Raw genomic sequence first — 15845 nt, 5'->3', positions numbered from 1 at the left:
GCATTTTTATCACTAAAAGATGCCCGAAAAGTTGTTTTAACAAAGGTAGGCATGAAGTTGTGCCAGCGCAAAAGTTTAAGGCGACAAAATTCTCACCGGGATGAAAGCTGGGAGAACATTTTTATTATCTCTTGGTTGGGAAGATCAAATGTTTACGGGGCTTTTGTTACTTTTGCTTTTCTGGCGGAAGAAATACGCTTGCGCAAATCCAAATATTAGATCTATGTTACAGGTAGCCAATATCAGGGCCAACAAGGAGGCATATATTAAAGCCTTGAAAAAGAGAAATTTTGATGCTGAAGAAGTTTTTTCTGAAGTGCTTGAGCTTGATGAAACCCGTCGTTCCACACAAGCCACGCTCGACGAGAAATTAGCCGAATCAAACCGTCTCTCCAAGGAGATAGGAATGCTTTTTAAAACAGGAGAGCACCTGAAGGCGAATCAGCTGAAGCAGCAAACTTTAGAATTGAAGGAGGCTGCCAAAGAACTTTCAGAAAAGCTTGCCGAAACCACCCTGGCTCTTAACAGGCACCTTTACAACATTCCAAATATTCCGAATGAGCTTGTTCCTGCAGGGGCTTCCGAAGAAGACAATGAAGAAGTTTTTCGCGAGGGGGAAGTGCCGCAGCTGGCCAGCGATGCCCTGCCGCACTGGGAGCTGGCAAAGAAGTACGACATCATAGATTTTGAGCTCGGAAATAAGATCACCGGCGCCGGTTTCCCTGTGTACAAGGGAAAAGGTGCACGCCTGCAACGAGCCCTTATTTCTTACTTTTTAGATAAGAACGTGGCGGCTGGTTATACAGAGTTCCAGATGCCGCTTATGGTGAATGAGGCTTCTGGTTACGGAACCGGGCAGTTGCCCGACAAAGAAGGGCAAATGTACCATGTCACCGAAGATAACCTCTATCTTATTCCTACGGCAGAAGTTCCTATTACCAATATGTTCCGCGATGATATGCTCAACGAGAACGACCTTCCCATTGCCTGTACCGGGTATACGCCCTGTTTTAGAAGGGAAGCGGGGTCTTACGGCGCGCATGTTAGAGGGCTAAACCGTCTTCACCAGTTTGATAAAGTGGAGATAGTGAGAATAGAGAAACCCGAAAATTCTTATGCCGCTCTTGACCAGATGGTAGAGCAGGTAAAGAATATACTCAGGGATTTAAAGCTGCCCTATCGCATTTTGAGGTTATGCGGAGGTGATATTGGCTTTACCTCGGCTCTTACCTATGATTTTGAAGTCTTCTCTACGGCGCAGGATCGCTGGCTGGAGATAAGTTCATGTTCAAATTTCGAAACTTTCCAGGCCAACAGGTTAAAACTGAGGTACAAATCGGCCGATGGTTCCAAGCAGCTGGCACATACCCTTAACGGAAGTGCCCTTGCCCTGCCACGTGTACTGGCAGGAATCCTTGAGAACTACCAGACCCCGGCGGGAATTAAGGTGCCCGATGTGCTGGTGCCTTATACCGGTTTTGATATGATTGATTAAAAAAAGTGGCATAATATTTTGAGACCTCACAGATTTTTCAAACCTGTGAGGTCTTTGCTTTTAATAGAATAAATCCCTCTCTTTCAGGTGCTAAAAAGGGCATTTTCTTATCTTTACTCAAAACACTTGCAGATGCGTTCCCTCTACTTCTTTCTCATTCTTCTTTGCGCGCATGTTTCCGGTTTTGCTCAGTCTGAGCAGCTGGCCCGCAATTACTTTGACCGGGGGGAATTTGAAAAAGCCGAAAACATCTACGAGAAGCTTCTAGACCAGGAGCCAGATAATTCCTCATTTTTCTACGGGCTCATTGCCACATATCAGCAACTTGAAAAATACTCTGAGGCAGAAAGGCTGCTCAAGGAAAGGGTGAACAATACTGCCAATGCGCCACATTACCTCGTGGAGCTGGGCCATAACTTTGAATTGCAGGGGAAATCTGAGCAGGCTCTCAAATTTTACGATGAAGCTTTAAAGGCAATAGAATCAAGGCCCAATTACGCATTTCCCATAGCCAGGGCTTTTGAGAAATACAGCAAACTCGACAAGGCCGTAACGGCTTATGAGCTGGGGATGAAAATGAACCCCGATGCCGAATACAACATCCAGCTCGCCAGGCTTTACGGCGAACAGGGGGAGATAGAGAAGATGTTTAGTAACTATATAGACGTGCTGGGAAACAACCCCGATCTTTTGCCAGGCGTAAGCCGCATTTACGGGCAGTTCATTACCGATGATCCCGCTAATGAGGCCAACATCACTTTCAGGAAATTATTGCTGAAAAGGCTTCAGGAAGACCAGAATATTCTTTATAACAATATGTTGAGCTGGTTGTTCATTCAGCAAAAAGAATATCAGAAGGCTTTTCAGCAGGAAAAAGCCATTTACCGCAGGTCTAATGAAGGTTTGGGAGCTATTTTAAGGCTTACGGTAATGGCCCGGGAAGAAGGGCAGCTGCAAACCGCACTTGATGTGCTAGATTTTATTATTGCTGAAGCTCCAAACCAGGACCTGAAACTTCAGGCACACCAGCTGCGCCTGAACATTCTTCAGCAAACACTTCCGAAGGAACAATTTTCAGAAATAAAGCAGGGCTATAATGCCCTTTTTGACACCTATGGGAATGGTCCGGCTATGCTGTCCCTGTACATAGATTATGCGAATTTTCTCGCCTTTAAGCAGGCAGAGATCCCAACAGCAGAAAAAGTGCTGCGGGATTTTCTTGACCGCGACCTGAAAGAATTCGAGGAAGCCGCCTTAAAGATGGCACTGGCCGATATACTTGTGCTCGATGAGAAGTTCAACCAGGCCCTGATCTACTATTCGCAGGTGCAAAATCTCATAGAAAATGATGTTGTTGCACAAATGGCCAGGTTCAAGGTGGCAAAAACCAGCTATTACAAAGGAGATTTTGAGTGGGCGAACATTCAGTTGGATGTTTTAAAATCGGCTACCTCGCAATTGATCGCAAATGATGCTATGGAACTCAGTTTGTTGATTAACGAGAATTCCCGGGAAGACACTACCCGGGCGGCGCTCAAAAAATATGCCCGTGCCGATTTACTGGCTTTTCAGGAGCGGGAAAGAGAAGCCATTAAGTTGTTAGATAGTGTGCTGGCCGCCCATAGAGGTGAAAGTATAGAAGACGATGCCCTTTTAAAGCAGGCAAAACTCTTTGAACAAACCGGGCAGTATAAGAAAGCCGAAGAGAATTACCTCAGGCTTATAACGCATTACCAGAATGACATTTTGGGAGACAACGCCCACTACTACCTGGCCGAACTTTATGTCCAAAAACTGGAACAACCGCAGAAAGCCCGGGAGTTTTATGAAAAAATTATCTTTAATTACGCCGATAGTATTTACTTTGTCGATGCCCGGAAAAAATTCAGGCAACTTCGGGGAGACGAGATTGAATAAGGTTTTATTCAGTTAAAACTCCCTTATTTTTCTAAAGAAGCTACAGTCTATGTATATCTATAATGTTACCGTCAACATCCAGGAAGACGTTCACGAAAAGTGGGTGGAGTGGATGAAAAATGAACACATCCCCGAAATGCTCAACACCAAAAAATTCATTAAAGCCCTTATGACCAGGGTACTGGTGAACGAGGAAATGGGCGGGATAACCTATTCTGTTCAGTTTACTGCCAAAAACAGGCAAATGCTGCAGCGTTATTACGAAGAAGACGCCGAAAGATTAAGAAGAAAATCTGCCATTTTTGAAGGGAAATTTGTTGCTTTCAGAACAGAGCTTGAAGTTGTGAGCGAGCAGTAGAAATTACGTTACCCATGAAAAAAAATTACCATAAAAAAGGTGGGAACCGCCACAATAATACTGCGCCCGGCCATCAGGAAGGGGATGTGAAGGCTAAGAAACACCTTGGCCAGCATTTTTTGACCGATGAATCTGTAGCCGAAAGGATTGCCGGCACGCTGGGTTATTCGGGATATCCTCATGTGCTCGAAATTGGCCCGGGAATGGGTGTGCTCACCAAATATCTGCTGAAAAAGGATACCGATCTTCACGTAATAGAAATAGACACCGAAAGTGTGTCTTATTTAAATGAACATTACCCCGCCCTTGAGGGAAAGATCCATGAAAAGGACTTTTTGAAGTACGATCTCAGCGAGATCTTTAAGCAGGATCAGTTCGCCATAATTGGCAATTTCCCGTACAACATTTCCAGCCAGATTGTTTTTAAGATGCTGGAGCTTCGGGAGTATATCCCGGAATTTTCGGGCATGTTCCAGAAAGAAGTGGCGCAGCGTATTTGCGAAAAGGAAGGCAGCAGGACCTACGGGATACTTTCAGTTTTGGTACAGGCATTCTACGAGGCCGAGTACCTGTTTACCGTGCCGCCTTCAGTGTTTAATCCGCCTCCAAAAGTAGACAGTGGCGTGCTGCGGTTTAGACGGAAAGAAGATTTTTCCCTGCCCGTAAATGAAAAGTTGTTCTTCAGGGTGGTAAAAACCGCTTTTCAGCAGCGAAGAAAAACCCTTCGCAACAGTCTTAAGGTCTTTGACCTGCCCGATAATATTAAAGAAGATGCTATCTTTGACCTGCGGCCGGAGCAGCTGAGCACCGCCCGTTTCATTGAACTCACACAAAAGATCCAGCCTTATGCAATTTGAGGTAAGCGAAGAATATATTGAGCATATTCAGCTTCTTATTGAAGAGAAGCGCGATGACGAGCTCCTGAAGCTGCTGGATGAGGTACACCACGCCGATATTGCCGAGATCATCCACGAGCTGGAGCTTGACCAAGCCACCTATATCATAAAGCTGCTAGACAGCACCAAGACTTCCGAAGCCCTTATGGAGCTTGAGGAAGACATGAGAGAGCGCATTCTCGACAACCTGTCGGCCAAAGAGATTGCCGAGGAGCTCGAAAATATGGATACCGATGATGCAGCCGATATCATCGCCGAACTTTCCGAAGAAAGAAAACAGGAAGTTATCCAGGAAATCTCAGATGAAGAACACGCCGAGCATATTGTAGAGCTGCTGCGCTACGATGAGAATTCGGCCGGGGGGCTCATGGCCAAAGAGCTGGTGAAGGTAAATGAGAACTGGAGCGTAACCGGCTCTCTCGCCGAAATGAAGGCCCAGGGCGAAAACGTCACCCGGGTACATTCCATTTATGTAGTAGATGACAGGGGGAAGCTGAAGGGGAGGCTGTCTCTTAAAGACCTGCTTACGGCCTCCAGCAAGGCAAATATTAGCGACGTTTATATAGATAAGGTAGATTATGTGACGGTGCATACCAAAGGCGAGGAGGTTGCCCGCATCATGCAGAAGTACGACCTGGAAGCTATTCCCGTGGTAGATGAGATGGGCCGGCTGGTAGGCCGGGTGACCATTGATGATATCGTGGATTTTATTCGGGATGAAGCCGAAAGGGATTACCAGCTCGCAGCCGGTATTTCTGAAGATGTAGAGGCCGATGATTCCATCCTGCGGCTCACCCGGGCGAGATTGCCCTGGCTCATTCTGGCCCTTTTTGGAGGGTTTGTGTCTGTGACGGTGCTGGGCACTTTTGATGCCGCCATGCAGGAGCATGCCGCCCTTTTCTTTTTTGTGCCGCTTATTGCGGCAATGGCGGGAAATGTGGGGGTGCAGTCTTCGGCCATTGTGCTGCAGGGTCTGGCAAATCAAAGCCTTAGCGGTTCGCTGCTAAACCGGCTTATCAAAGAAATTTTATTAAGCCTTTTAAACGGCTCGGCGCTGGCATTACTGCTTATTATTGGCGGTATTTTCCTGCTGGGTTTTGATTTCTGGTTTGGGCTTACGGTAGGAATTTCGCTTATCTCGGTGATCGTAATTGCTTCGCTCATAGGTACCTTTGTGCCCATTATTTTAGACAGGTTCGGGATAGATCCTGCCATGGCCACCGGGCCTTTTATTACCACCAGCAACGACATTTTCGGGATCCTTATTTATTTCACGATAGCCAAGTTAATCTTAGGATTTTAAGCTAGAAAAGAACTTTCTGAATTTTTGTAGTGTATTGTGAGGTAGTAATTGAAGTAAGTATGCCTGTAAATTAATCTGAAGTTATTTTTTTTAGAAAATCCTGAAAAGTGATTATTTGAGTTCCTGATATTTTTCCAACTACTAATAGATCCTTATCACCGGTAATTAGAAAATCAGCTTTTCCATCAATGGCTAAATCGAGGAGGAAGTTATCTTTTGGATCCCGGCAAATATGCGTATTAGATTGAATTACTATTAACTCCGCATATTGATCAAATAAATTTAAAAAAGATCTTTTTAAATTTTGGCCGGTTCACTACCTCAATAAATTCTTCTAAAGATTCATTGGAGAATAATAAAGTAAACCTGCTTGTTAAGATTAGGTTATCTATTTCAGTATAATTTTTAGAAATTAAAAAGCTAATCCAGATGTTGGTGTCCAGAATTATTCTCTTATTCTTCATATCGTGAATTTCTCACGCTTTCAACTTCTTTGGTTATCTCTTCAAGATTGATATTCTCAACGGGCTTAGATCTTATTTTTTTTACAAGTTTGGAAAAATCTGATTTTTTTTCTTCTTTAATTTTAATTAGATTGAGATCAGCTAACTCTTTTAGAATTTTCTTAGCTTTTGGATTGATAATGTCGACTCTTAAAGTTTCCATTGCTCTTTTTTTATAAATCTACAATTTATTTTCCTTCCTTAAGCCATTTAATTGCAGCTTATAATTTATGTTCTGCGAATATAATCTGCGGAAGTTTTTTCTCATTTTACTTTTATCTTTGGAAGATGAAAACAATAAATCTAAAGGAAAAACTACAGAGCTTCAGCAGTCACTGGCATCCGCGGCAAATTGGAGTGGTGAACGATATGCAGGTGCTCGTGGCAAAGGTAAAAGATGAATTTGTGTGGCATAAGCACGACGACGAAGACGAGCTCTTTCAGGTAATAAAAGGTACTTTATATCTTCAGTTTGAAGATCGCACCGAGACTGTACGGGAAGGGGAGATCATCATTGTTCCCAAAGGAGTAAAACACTGCCCCATGACCAAAAATGGGGAAGAAGTACATATTATGCTCTTCGAAAAACTCAGCACTAAACACACCGGGGATGTACAAAACAGCCTTACCCAATCTGACTATCCAAAAATCTGATTTTCATGACCATTCTTCACGCCGATTCTAATCATCCTGTTTTACTACAACAACTTGAAGCAGCAGGGCACCAGAATATAGAAGCCTATACCCAAAGTGAACAGGAGATCCTGGAAAACCAGCATCTCTATGACGGTATTGTGATTAGAAGCCGGTTCCACATTGGCAGGGAATTTCTCGATGCGGCTCCCAACCTTAGGTTCATTGCCCGTGTTGGCGCAGGCCTGGAAAGTATAGATGTAGATTATGCTGAACAAAAAGGAGTGAAGCTTTTTTCGGCGCCCGAAGGTAATCGCAATGCCGTTGGTGAACACGCCCTGGGAATGCTGCTTTCCCTTTTTAATAAACTAAATCAGGCCGACAGGCAGGTGCGGGAAGGATTGTGGTACCGGGAAGCCAACCGCGGATTGGAACTGGAAGGTAAAACAGTGGGTATCATTGGCTACGGAAATATGGGGAAATCCTTTGCCAAAAAATTTCAGGGGTTTGATGTAAAAGTGCTTTGTTATGACATTTTGGAAGGGGTGGGAGATGAGTTTGCAGAACAGGTTTCCTTAGAGAAGTTTCAAAAGGAATGCGATGTGGTGAGCCTGCACACACCCTGGACTCCCCAGACCAATAAGATGTTGAACAAAGATTTTATCACAGCTTTTGAAAAACCTTTCTGGCTGCTCAATACCGCCCGCGGAAAAAGTGTGGTGACCGAAGACCTCGTTGCAGCCCTTCATTCTAAAAAGATCCTGGGTGCAGGTCTCGATGTACTGGAGTACGAAAAAAGCTCTTTTGAAAGCCTTTTTTCTGAAGGTGCAGAAATGCCGGAAGCCCTGCAGCAGTTATTGGTGATGCCAAATGTGCTGCTTAGTCCGCATGTTGCTGGCTGGACAGTGGAATCTCACAAAAAGCTGGCAGATACTATAGCTCAAAAGATCATAGATCATTTCAAGGACCTATGATCTGTACAGACAACCCTGGGTTGTCTCCCCAATTTAATTCTATAGTACGGTCAGCTCATGAGCTTATCCTAGCAAAAACCTTTTCCCTGCGAGAATAAGGCCATACCTTTGCAGGCTCAAAAAAGGCATTTTGAAGGATTATTTTTACTTTCTAAAAGGGAATTTCAGGACGGTAAGCTTTGGCTGGCTGCTCACGCTGTTGTCGGGCTTTGGGCAAACCTTCCTTATTTCGCTCTACGTGCCCGAGATCATCAGGTCCTTTCAAATCTCGGAAGGTGCTTTTGGAGCCATTTACGCTGGCTGTACCGTTGCTGCCTCTTTTATCATGCTTTCGGTAGGCCATACGGTAGACCACAAGCCGGTAAAAAAGGTTACTGCCTGCACTGTGGCCGCCCTGGCACTCTCCAGTATTTTATTGGGCGTTTCAGAAAATATCCTGCTGCTCATCCTTGCCATTACCGGCCTGCGATTGTCGGGGCAGGGCCTGCTCACGCATATTAGCATGACCATCATGTCTAAACAATTTGTGGCCGACAGGGGGAAAGCCCTCAGCTTTTCATCCCTGGGTTTTTCTGTGGGGGAAGCTGTTTTTCCGCTTATTATTGCCTTTTTAATAAGTTGGTTTGACTGGCGAGTTGCCGCAATTGCAAGCGGGATTTTCCTGCTCCTTTACCTTGTTAGGCTGAAGTTTAATAGGCTCGATAATTTTGACCGGGAGCTTTCTAAAGAGGGGAGCCCCTCGCCCTTTGCACTGCTAAAAGATTATAGATCGGTGGTATTAGACCGAAGGTTTGGCGTAATGATGCCGGCGAGTTTTATACTTAGTTTTTCGGCTACGGCCATTTTCTTTTATCAGTACGTTTTTGTTGAAAACAAAGGCTGGTCAATTCAGTTGTACGCTACTTTTTTTACGGTATATGCCGTTACCCGCTTTCTCTTTTCATTATTCGGAGGGCTGTGGGTTGATAAATTTACCGCCCGAAAGCTCTTTAGATATTACCTCATTCCTGTAAACCTGGGGCTTCTGCCTTTTGCTTTTATGGATAGCATTCTTGGGGCACTTATCTTTCTGGTCACCGCCGGAATTACCATGGGAGTCTCGGGAACTGTTAAGACCGCTCTCATAGCCGAACTCTACGGCACCGGGAAGATGGGGGTGATAAGAAGCGTTTTTACAATGTTTTCGGTGATAAGTACCGCTCTAGGACCACTGGTGGTGGGATTGCTAATGGACGCCGGTGTGGGTTTTGAACATATTATGGCCGGAATTTTTGTGTTGATGCTACTTATTATCATCAATTCCCAGCGTATCAAATCATATCAGGATCTTGAAACGGTTTAAAAATTCTTCCGTTTTACATCACCAACGGCCTATCGAAAATTTTAGCAACATTTTCGTAAGCCTAGATTTTTTGGTTCTTTTTCATCAATGGGAAAAGAACAGAAGAGATTAGCACGTTACTGGAATTACGAATTAAGGCTGAATATTGTTAACTGATCAATGTGAATTGATTATACCAGTGAATCCTCAATTTTCTGAACTCTTCCTACTTCGCCTGTTTCCAGCCTCACCTTTATGCCGTGCGGGTGCATGGGCGATTTGGTGAGTATGTCAGCCACGTAGCCATAGGTAAGTCGGCCAGATCGCTGATCCTGCTTCTGAACTATGGCCACACGGCTTCCGGGAACAATCTCCTTTCTTGTAGGTTTCAAAAATGTGCTTTTTGATTGATATTTTTCCGAAGTAATTATGACTGACTCAGCTCTATCATAGCCGATTTAATGGGCTCTTCTCCCTCTACAGCCTCAAAGCTCATGTTCTTCACCAAAGGATCGGCTAGCGACATGATGAGGAGAAATGCCACGTCGTCTCTTGGTATTTCACCTAAAGAGTCCAGTTTTTCTGAAATTTTCACCCTGCCTGTACCCATATCGTCGGTAAGGCCTCCCGGGCGCACTATGGTATAGTTTAGTCCGCTTTCTTTTAAGTGCTTATCGGCGGTGGCTTTGGCCTTCAGGTAGTGTTCCAGTTTCTCGTGCTGTGAAGGTTCATCGGCCCCCATGGCGCTAAGCATGATAAACTTCTTCACTTTTGCCTTTTTTGCGGCATCTATCACTTTTATGGCGCCTTTTTCATCAACTTCTGTGGTCTTGTCGGGGCCTGTTTTACTGCCCGAACCTGCAGCAAAGATCACTTTGTCAATACCTTTTAGCGCAGGGCTAAGGTCGTCCTGCTCAAGGTCGGCAAATACCCACTTCACCTCCATATCGTCAAAAATCTCTTTCTGCTCCTCTTTTCTTATCATGGCCACCGGTTCAAAACTCTGGCTGTTGTTCAGGATTTCGATAATTCTTTTTCCTGTACTTCCGGTTGCTCCAACTATTAAAATCTTTTCCATTTGTCGCTTTTATTTTCTGAAATAGCAAGATAAGCATCAAAAAGGCCATTTCCAAAGGGCTTCGGGCAATTTGGCTATTCTTGTTCAGCCTGCTGCTCCTTTTTGCGCATTTCGGTAACCTTGCGCTCCAGCTCCTGTTGAAATTCTTCTATCACCGGCCGCACGGTGCTTTCAGGAAGATCGGCAATGCGAATGTACATGAGTCCGTCAATCGCGTCATTGAACAAGGGGTCTACGTTGAATGCCACAACCTTTGCGTTTTGCTTGATGTATTTTTTGATAAGTACCGGAAGTCTCAGGCTTCCGGGTTCCAGTTCATCAATGAAGCGGTCAAACTTGTTGAGGTCAGACTGGGTTTCATCAAACACAAAATCTTTGTCCACGTCTTTCAGCTTAACCTTAAATTCCTTTTTCGGCCTAATGTATTGCGCCACATAAGGATCGTAGTAATGCGACCTCATGAATTCTATCATGAGCGATTTTGAGAAATTGGAGAATTTATTGCTGATGCTCACCCCGCCAATAAGGTATTTGTGCTTTGGAAAACGCAGCGTACAGTGCACAATGCCTTTCCACAACAGGAACAGGGGCATGGGCCGCTGTTGATATTCGCCGGTGATAAAAGCCCTTCCCATTTCAATAGATTCGCTCATCATTTTATGCAGTTCGGGTTCAAACCTGAAAAGGTCCTGCAGGTAAAAGCCCTGAATCCCGAATTCTTCATAGATCTCGGCTCCCATGCCCATTCGGTAAGCCCCGGCTATTTTGTTGGCCTCATTGTCCCACAGGAACATGTGGTAGTAGTAATCGTCAAAATTATCGAGATCTGTAGACATGTTGGTGCCTTCGCCAATCGCTCTAAAGGTAATTTCTCTTAATCTTCCAATTTCCTTTAGTATATTGGGAATGATCTCTTTTTTTGCGAGAAAGACTTCGTAATTTTTACTTTCCAGGAGCCGCTTGTCGAGTTTTCGGCAGGTCTCCACCTCTTCCAGCATTAGATCCAGTTGGGTCTCTTCAACAATCTTTTTGGGAGGCTTCTGAATTTTAAAATTTTTGGGAATACCTTTCAAAAATGGCTTTTTTTCGAAGGCATTTGCCAGCATGTAAGTCTTTCGGCGTAAAAAAGCAGTGAGCGCTTCAATGCTTGTAATATCTTCAATATCCTGCGGCTGAATGGCATTTCCAATCCGTACTTTGATCTTGCGCTTCTTTTGTGACAACATCTCGCTGGGAAGCTTGGCGGTTCTAAGAATGTCACTTATTGATGCGAGCCGGTAAAAGAAGGTGCTATTCTTCGCGTGAAAATAAATGGGGATCACCGGCACTTTTGCCTTCTGGATAAGTTTAATGGCGGCTGGATCCCAGGGCCGGTCAACGATCATTTTATGGTCGCGATAGGTAGAGACCTCGCCTGCGGGAAAAATGCCAAGCGGTTTGCCGTCTTTGAGGTGTAAAATGGCCTCTTTGATGCCTTTGGTGCTGCTCTGTGCCTCCTTGTGCTCCTCAAAAGGATTTACTGGCATAATGTATGGCTGTAAAGGCTCGATTCGCTGCAACAGGAAATTTGCAATCACTTTAAAATCCTCACGCCTTGAAAGCAGGAGCTTCAGGAGTATCATACCGTCAATACCGCCTAAGGGGTGGTTTGAAATGGTAATAAAAGGCCCTGTTTTTGGGATGCGCTTCAGGTCTTCTTCGGGGATTTCGAAGTTGATTTCAAAAGCTTTCAGAATAGAATCAATGAATTGGGGCGCGCTCATGTCTTTGCGCTTGTCGTATTCCTTGTTGATGACCGAAAGCTTGGTAGTTTTAAGAACTATCCATCCCATAGAGGTTCCCAAAATTCCGAATTTGTCCAAATTCATCACTCTGGCAACTTCTTTTGCACTTACAATTCCCATTTAAATTTTATTAAAAGTTAAAAACTAGGGTATGGCTACAAGCTGAACGGTTTCCCGGGTGATTTGCTTGAGAAGCACCTTTTTGTCTTTCTCCAGCGTCGCCACTGCGTTCTCATCAAAATGCCGAATCGTGTAAAGCGACACGCCAGTGTTGTAATTCACCCTAAAAGTGGCCTTTAAATGGCTTATTAACTTTTCTAAGTTATTAAATTTATTGTCAATACAAACTGAAAAACTGATGGCAGAGTTCTGAATAAGATCCACCTTTATTTGATATTTATGAAAAAGGCTGAAGATCTCACTGATGTTTTTCTCCAGGATAAATGAAAAATCTAGGGAAGATAAAGAGATAAGTACCTGGTTTTTCTTGACGATAAAACAGGGCAGCTTCGGAAGTATGGGCTGTCCTTTCTTAACCGCAGTTCCGGGGTTTGCCGGGTTCAGGAACGATTTCACGTACAGCGGAATTTCCTTGCGCTGCAATGGCTGAAGTGTCTTGGGATGAATCACCGAAGCGCCGTAAAATGCCAGTTCTATGGCTTCTTCATAAGAAATATGATCGAGCAGCTGCGCATTTTCAAATACCCGGGGGTCGGCATTTAACACGCCGGGCACGTCTTTCCAGATGGTCACACTTTCGGCATTAAGGCAGTAGGCGAAAATCCCGGCTGTGTAATCACTGCCTTCGCGCCCAAGCGTTGTTGAGAAGTTGTTGGCATCGGCCCCAATAAAACCCTGGGTGATGCTAAGCGTTTTCCGGTTTACCACGGCCGTGATCTGCGCCTGGGTCTCTTCCCACTCTACCTGCGCATCGCGATAAGTATTGTCGGTGCGTATGCAGTTACGGGCATCGAGCAGGTCGTTCTTTATTCCGCAGGAAGAAAGGTATGAGCTCACAATCGTGGTAGAGAGCAACTCTCCATAGATCACCACCTGGTCGTACACAAAATCGTAATTGGCAGAGCGGTTGTGCTGAAGAAAATTTTCCAAACCCTGGAATAATCCTCTTACCGAAGCAAAAGCCGGATGCTCACCGTGTCCGAACAATTCCAGCATAATTTCCCGGTGAAATTCTTTCACGGGTTGAAGCGCATTTTTAAAATCCCCTTTTTGGAGGTAATCATTTACCACTACTTCAAGCGCATTGGTCATTTTGCCCATGGCCGAAATTACCACGAGTTTTTCAGCGGTTCCTTCGGTTTCTAATACCTGCAGCACATTCTTTACCCCGCCGGCATCCTTTACAGATGCACCCCCAAATTTGAAAACTTTCATGCGTTTGTCTCTATGTATTTGGTGATGCCGTTCTCATCCATCTGCACTGTGTACCAGTCTTTCAGAATATTGGCACCGCTTCGCGCGTAGAAATCTATAGCGTGCTGGTTCCAGTCCAGCACCACCCATTCAACTCGTTTTAAACCCTGGGCTTTGGCATATTCTATCACCCTTTTGTACAACGCGTTCCCCAGGCCGGTGCCGCGTTTTTCTTCGCGTACAATAAGGTCTTCGAGGTGCAGGGTACGGCCTTTCCATGTAGAGAAACGGTAATATACGAGGGCCATTCCTTCAATTTTGCCGTCTACCTCGGCCACAAAAACGTGGAAGAGCGGATGCTCGCCAAATCCTTCTTTTTCCAGGGTTTCTACAGTGGTGATCACCGCATCGGGTTCGTTCTCAAAAGCTGCCAGTTCCTTGATCAACTCCAGCACTGCCGGCATATCTTCTTTTCCTGCGTCTCGAATAGTGGTGTTCATAGCTGTGATTTGCCTGCAAAAATAGAGATTTGATTTTAAGATTAAATTACGAAATCGTTGTAGTTGCTTAAAATAATTTCCTTTAGTTTTGTTTGGTACAAGCACATTTTCAACTTCAATGGTCAAGAAAAATCAGACATTAGGCGAATTTATTATTGAAAATCAGGCCGAATTTCCCTTTTCTTCGGGAGAACTTTCCAGATTGATTAACTCCATCAGGCTTGCCGCAAAAGTGGTGAACCACGAGGTGAACAAAGCCGGACTGGTAGATATTACCGGCGCAGCAGGAGAGACCAATGTGCAGGGGGAAGACCAGCAAAAGCTGGATGTCTACGCCAATGAAAAATTTATACAAACCCTTACCAACCGTGAGATTGTCTGCGGAATTGCTTCCGAAGAATCTGAAGAATTTATTACCATTTCAGGCCAGAAACAAGATCACAAGAATAAATATGTGGTGTTGATGGATCCGCTTGACGGAAGTTCAAATATTGATGTGAATGTTTCCGTGGGAACCATTTTTTCCATTTACCGCCGCGTTAGCCCTATAGGCACTCCCGTTCAACTAGAAGATTTCTTGCAGCCGGGGAGCCAGCAGGTGGCTGCGGGCTACATTGTGTATGGCACCTCCACGATGCTCGTTTATACCACCGGGCACGGCGTGAACGGCTTTACCCTTAACCCGGCCCTTGGCTCTTGGTACCTTTCTCATCCCGATATGAAATTTCCCGAAAGAGGAAGTATTTATTCGGTGAATGAAGGGAATTACGTGCACTTTCCAAAGGGCGTAAAACAATTCATTAAATATTGCCAGGAAGAAAAAGATGATAGGCCTTTCACCTCGAGGTATATAGGTTCGCTGGTGTCCGACTTCCACCGCAACATGATCAAAGGCGGAATCTATTTCTATCCCACCACTTCCAATGCGCCAAAAGGCAAACTAAGGTTGCTGTACGAATGTAATCCCATGGCTTTTATTGCCGAACAGGCCGGCGGCAAGGCAAGCGACGGCTTCAGGCGGGTTTTGGATATTGAGCCCACCCAACTGCACCAGCGCACTCCTTTCTTCTGCGGAAATAAAGAAATGGTAGAAAAAGCCGAAGAATTCATGGCCAAAAACCCTGAATAACTAAAGGTCCAAAAATGTCATTTTTGGAAGAAATTTTCCAGACAATAGTCTTGATTCTTGTCTCTTGATGCAAAGCGGTCTTATTTTTCCCTGTTAAGCAGGTAGCGGTAGTCATCAAAGCTCATCCCGCTAAAGATCTCCATAGAACGCTTTATGATGTCTTCGGCCACTTTTTGAGAAAAACCTATGCCAATGGCATATTTTTTAAGAAGGCCCACTTCCTGCTCTTCAATATCATGGTCTGAATAAATGATCCTGAACAAATCATAAAGTCGCTCCAGCCGTCCTTCAACCGAATTGTTCGGGTGAATGGGAAAAGCGTTGGGGTTTTGCAGCACCTTCATATATTCATCTTCCGCAATATCCAGTTTGGTGGCAAAACGCTTTAACTGCGCCTCTTCTTTGGCATTTATTGGCCCATCGGCGGCAGCAAGGTTTACAATAGCGGCAAAATGCCCAAGATTCCTGAGGTGTTCCCCGGTTCCAAAAAGATCTGAAAATGACATAGCACAATATTTTACTCAAATATAGCAAATTACAGCTTTATTTTTTGATGTCTTTGGGGCTTTCCCCCGCCAAA

General features: G+C 44.6%; 16 protein-coding genes and 1 pseudogene. 9 read left to right on the top strand and 8 right to left on the bottom strand.

Annotated elements, in window-relative coordinates:
* Window positions 1-223: 223 nt before the first annotated feature.
* The 5 genes from serS (at window position 224) to mgtE (ending at window position 5969) form a co-directional block, all read left to right on the top strand.
* Window positions 224-1495, top strand: coding sequence for a serine--tRNA ligase (gene serS, locus JRG66_RS06495; RefSeq protein WP_265165054.1), 1272 nt, complete (start codon window positions 224-226; stop codon window positions 1493-1495).
* A 132-nt stretch (window positions 1496-1627) separates the two neighbouring features.
* Window positions 1628-3412 carry a tetratricopeptide repeat protein gene (locus JRG66_RS06490; protein ID WP_265165052.1) on the top strand — a complete coding sequence of 595 codons (1785 nt, stop codon included), beginning with the start codon at window positions 1628-1630 and terminating at the stop codon, window positions 3410-3412.
* A gap of 49 nt (window positions 3413-3461) precedes the next feature.
* Window positions 3462-3770 carry a DUF4286 family protein gene (locus tag JRG66_RS06485; RefSeq protein WP_265165051.1) on the top strand — a complete coding sequence of 103 codons (309 nt, stop codon included), beginning with the start codon at window positions 3462-3464 and terminating at the stop codon, window positions 3768-3770.
* A 14-nt stretch (window positions 3771-3784) separates the two neighbouring features.
* A complete protein-coding gene (rsmA, locus tag JRG66_RS06480) occupies window positions 3785-4627 on the top strand; it encodes a 16S rRNA (adenine(1518)-N(6)/adenine(1519)-N(6))-dimethyltransferase RsmA (RefSeq protein WP_265165050.1) in 843 nt (280 codons plus the stop codon).
* The gene (mgtE, locus tag JRG66_RS06475; protein WP_265165049.1) at window positions 4617-5969 is read left to right on the top strand and encodes a magnesium transporter; all 1353 of its coding nucleotides are present in this window, start codon (window positions 4617-4619) and stop codon (window positions 5967-5969) included. Before rsmA ends, mgtE begins: the two co-directional genes overlap by 11 nt.
* 70 nt (window positions 5970-6039) lie before the next feature.
* Here the strand turns inward: mgtE and JRG66_RS06470 are convergent.
* Both JRG66_RS06470 and JRG66_RS06465 read right to left on the bottom strand, forming a co-directional pair.
* Window positions 6040-6433, bottom strand: a pseudogene (locus JRG66_RS06470) (putative toxin-antitoxin system toxin component, PIN family).
* On the bottom strand, window positions 6423-6635 hold the full coding sequence (locus JRG66_RS06465) for a hypothetical protein (protein WP_265165048.1): 213 nt from the start codon (window positions 6633-6635) through the stop codon (window positions 6423-6425). The pseudogene JRG66_RS06470 and the gene JRG66_RS06465 overlap by 11 nt, the downstream one beginning before the upstream one ends.
* Window positions 6636-6760: 125 nt before the next feature.
* Between JRG66_RS06465 and JRG66_RS06460 the strand changes: the two genes are divergently transcribed.
* The 3 genes from JRG66_RS06460 to JRG66_RS06450 all read left to right on the top strand — a co-directional run bounded on the left by JRG66_RS06460 (window position 6761) and on the right by JRG66_RS06450 (window position 9421).
* Window positions 6761-7126, top strand: coding sequence for a cupin domain-containing protein (locus JRG66_RS06460; RefSeq protein ID WP_265165047.1), 366 nt, complete (start codon window positions 6761-6763; stop codon window positions 7124-7126).
* A gap of 5 nt (window positions 7127-7131) precedes the next feature.
* Entirely contained in the window at window positions 7132-8079 is a 948-nt protein-coding gene (locus JRG66_RS06455; protein WP_265165045.1) for a 2-hydroxyacid dehydrogenase, read from the top strand.
* 130 nt (window positions 8080-8209) lie between these two features.
* The gene (locus tag JRG66_RS06450; RefSeq protein ID WP_265165043.1) at window positions 8210-9421 is read left to right on the top strand and encodes an MFS transporter; all 1212 of its coding nucleotides are present in this window, start codon (window positions 8210-8212) and stop codon (window positions 9419-9421) included.
* Window positions 9422-9591: 170 nt separating this feature from the next.
* On the opposite strand, the gene JRG66_RS06445 is transcribed toward JRG66_RS06450, so the two are convergent.
* The 5 genes from JRG66_RS06445 to JRG66_RS06425 form a co-directional block, all read right to left on the bottom strand.
* A complete protein-coding gene (locus JRG66_RS06445; RefSeq protein WP_265165041.1) occupies window positions 9592-9792 on the bottom strand; it encodes a YwbE family protein in 201 nt (66 codons plus the stop codon).
* A gap of 35 nt (window positions 9793-9827) precedes the next feature.
* Window positions 9828-10478 (bottom strand): SDR family oxidoreductase, encoded by a 651-nt coding sequence (locus JRG66_RS06440; protein ID WP_265165040.1) that lies wholly within the window; start codon window positions 10476-10478, stop codon window positions 9828-9830.
* A 74-nt stretch (window positions 10479-10552) separates the two neighbouring features.
* Window positions 10553-12382, bottom strand: coding sequence for a GNAT family N-acyltransferase (locus JRG66_RS06435; protein WP_265165038.1), 1830 nt, complete (start codon window positions 12380-12382; stop codon window positions 10553-10555).
* A gap of 24 nt (window positions 12383-12406) precedes the next feature.
* A complete protein-coding gene (locus JRG66_RS06430; RefSeq protein WP_265165036.1) occupies window positions 12407-13657 on the bottom strand; it encodes an aspartate kinase in 1251 nt (416 codons plus the stop codon).
* The gene (locus JRG66_RS06425) at window positions 13654-14136 is read right to left on the bottom strand and encodes a GNAT family N-acetyltransferase (protein WP_265165034.1); all 483 of its coding nucleotides are present in this window, start codon (window positions 14134-14136) and stop codon (window positions 13654-13656) included. The genes JRG66_RS06430 and JRG66_RS06425 overlap by 4 nt, the downstream gene beginning before the upstream one ends.
* Before the next feature lie 118 nt (window positions 14137-14254).
* Here JRG66_RS06425 and fbp point away from each other — a divergent pair, with 118 nt between their 5' ends.
* Complete coding sequence (gene fbp, locus JRG66_RS06420; protein WP_265165033.1) at window positions 14255-15265, top strand: class 1 fructose-bisphosphatase; 1011 nt, start codon at window positions 14255-14257, stop codon at window positions 15263-15265.
* A gap of 80 nt (window positions 15266-15345) precedes the next feature.
* On the opposite strand, the gene JRG66_RS06415 is transcribed toward fbp, so the two are convergent.
* On the bottom strand, window positions 15346-15771 hold the full coding sequence (locus JRG66_RS06415; RefSeq protein WP_265165032.1) for a tellurite resistance TerB family protein: 426 nt from the start codon (window positions 15769-15771) through the stop codon (window positions 15346-15348).
* Window positions 15772-15845: the final 74 nt, after the last annotated feature.

This window comes from Salinimicrobium tongyeongense (assembly GCF_026109735.1).
Taxonomy (GTDB): Bacteria; Bacteroidota; Bacteroidia; order Flavobacteriales; family Flavobacteriaceae; genus Salinimicrobium; species Salinimicrobium tongyeongense.
Note: the sequence above shows the minus strand (reverse complement) of the source record. Positions and strands in the feature narration are given on the sequence as shown.

Bases quoted from the DNA above. Each gene is read 5' to 3' on its own strand.
- rsmA (WP_265165050.1), top strand. From the start codon at position 3,785: ATGAAAAAAAATTACCATAAAAAAGGTGGGAACCGCCACAATAATACT.
- JRG66_RS06415 (WP_265165032.1), bottom strand. From the start codon at position 15,771: ATGTCATTTTCAGATCTTTTTGGAACCGGGGAACACCTCAGGAATCTT.
- JRG66_RS06465 (WP_265165048.1), bottom strand. From the start codon at position 6,635: ATGGAAACTTTAAGAGTCGACATTATCAATCCAAAAGCTAAGAAAATT.
- mgtE (WP_265165049.1), top strand. From the start codon at position 4,617: ATGCAATTTGAGGTAAGCGAAGAATATATTGAGCATATTCAGCTTCTT.
- JRG66_RS06440 (WP_265165040.1), bottom strand. From the start codon at position 10,478: ATGGAAAAGATTTTAATAGTTGGAGCAACCGGAAGTACAGGAAAAAGA.
- JRG66_RS06430 (WP_265165036.1), bottom strand. From the start codon at position 13,657: ATGAAAGTTTTCAAATTTGGGGGTGCATCTGTAAAGGATGCCGGCGGG.
- JRG66_RS06455 (WP_265165045.1), top strand. From the start codon at position 7,132: ATGACCATTCTTCACGCCGATTCTAATCATCCTGTTTTACTACAACAA.
- JRG66_RS06460 (WP_265165047.1), top strand. From the start codon at position 6,761: ATGAAAACAATAAATCTAAAGGAAAAACTACAGAGCTTCAGCAGTCAC.
- JRG66_RS06490 (WP_265165052.1), top strand. From the start codon at position 1,628: ATGCGTTCCCTCTACTTCTTTCTCATTCTTCTTTGCGCGCATGTTTCC.
- serS (WP_265165054.1), top strand. From the start codon at position 224: ATGTTACAGGTAGCCAATATCAGGGCCAACAAGGAGGCATATATTAAA.
- JRG66_RS06425 (WP_265165034.1), bottom strand. From the start codon at position 14,136: ATGAACACCACTATTCGAGACGCAGGAAAAGAAGATATGCCGGCAGTG.
- fbp (WP_265165033.1), top strand. From the start codon at position 14,255: ATGGTCAAGAAAAATCAGACATTAGGCGAATTTATTATTGAAAATCAG.
- JRG66_RS06435 (WP_265165038.1), bottom strand. From the start codon at position 12,382: ATGGGAATTGTAAGTGCAAAAGAAGTTGCCAGAGTGATGAATTTGGAC.
- JRG66_RS06485 (WP_265165051.1), top strand. From the start codon at position 3,462: ATGTATATCTATAATGTTACCGTCAACATCCAGGAAGACGTTCACGAA.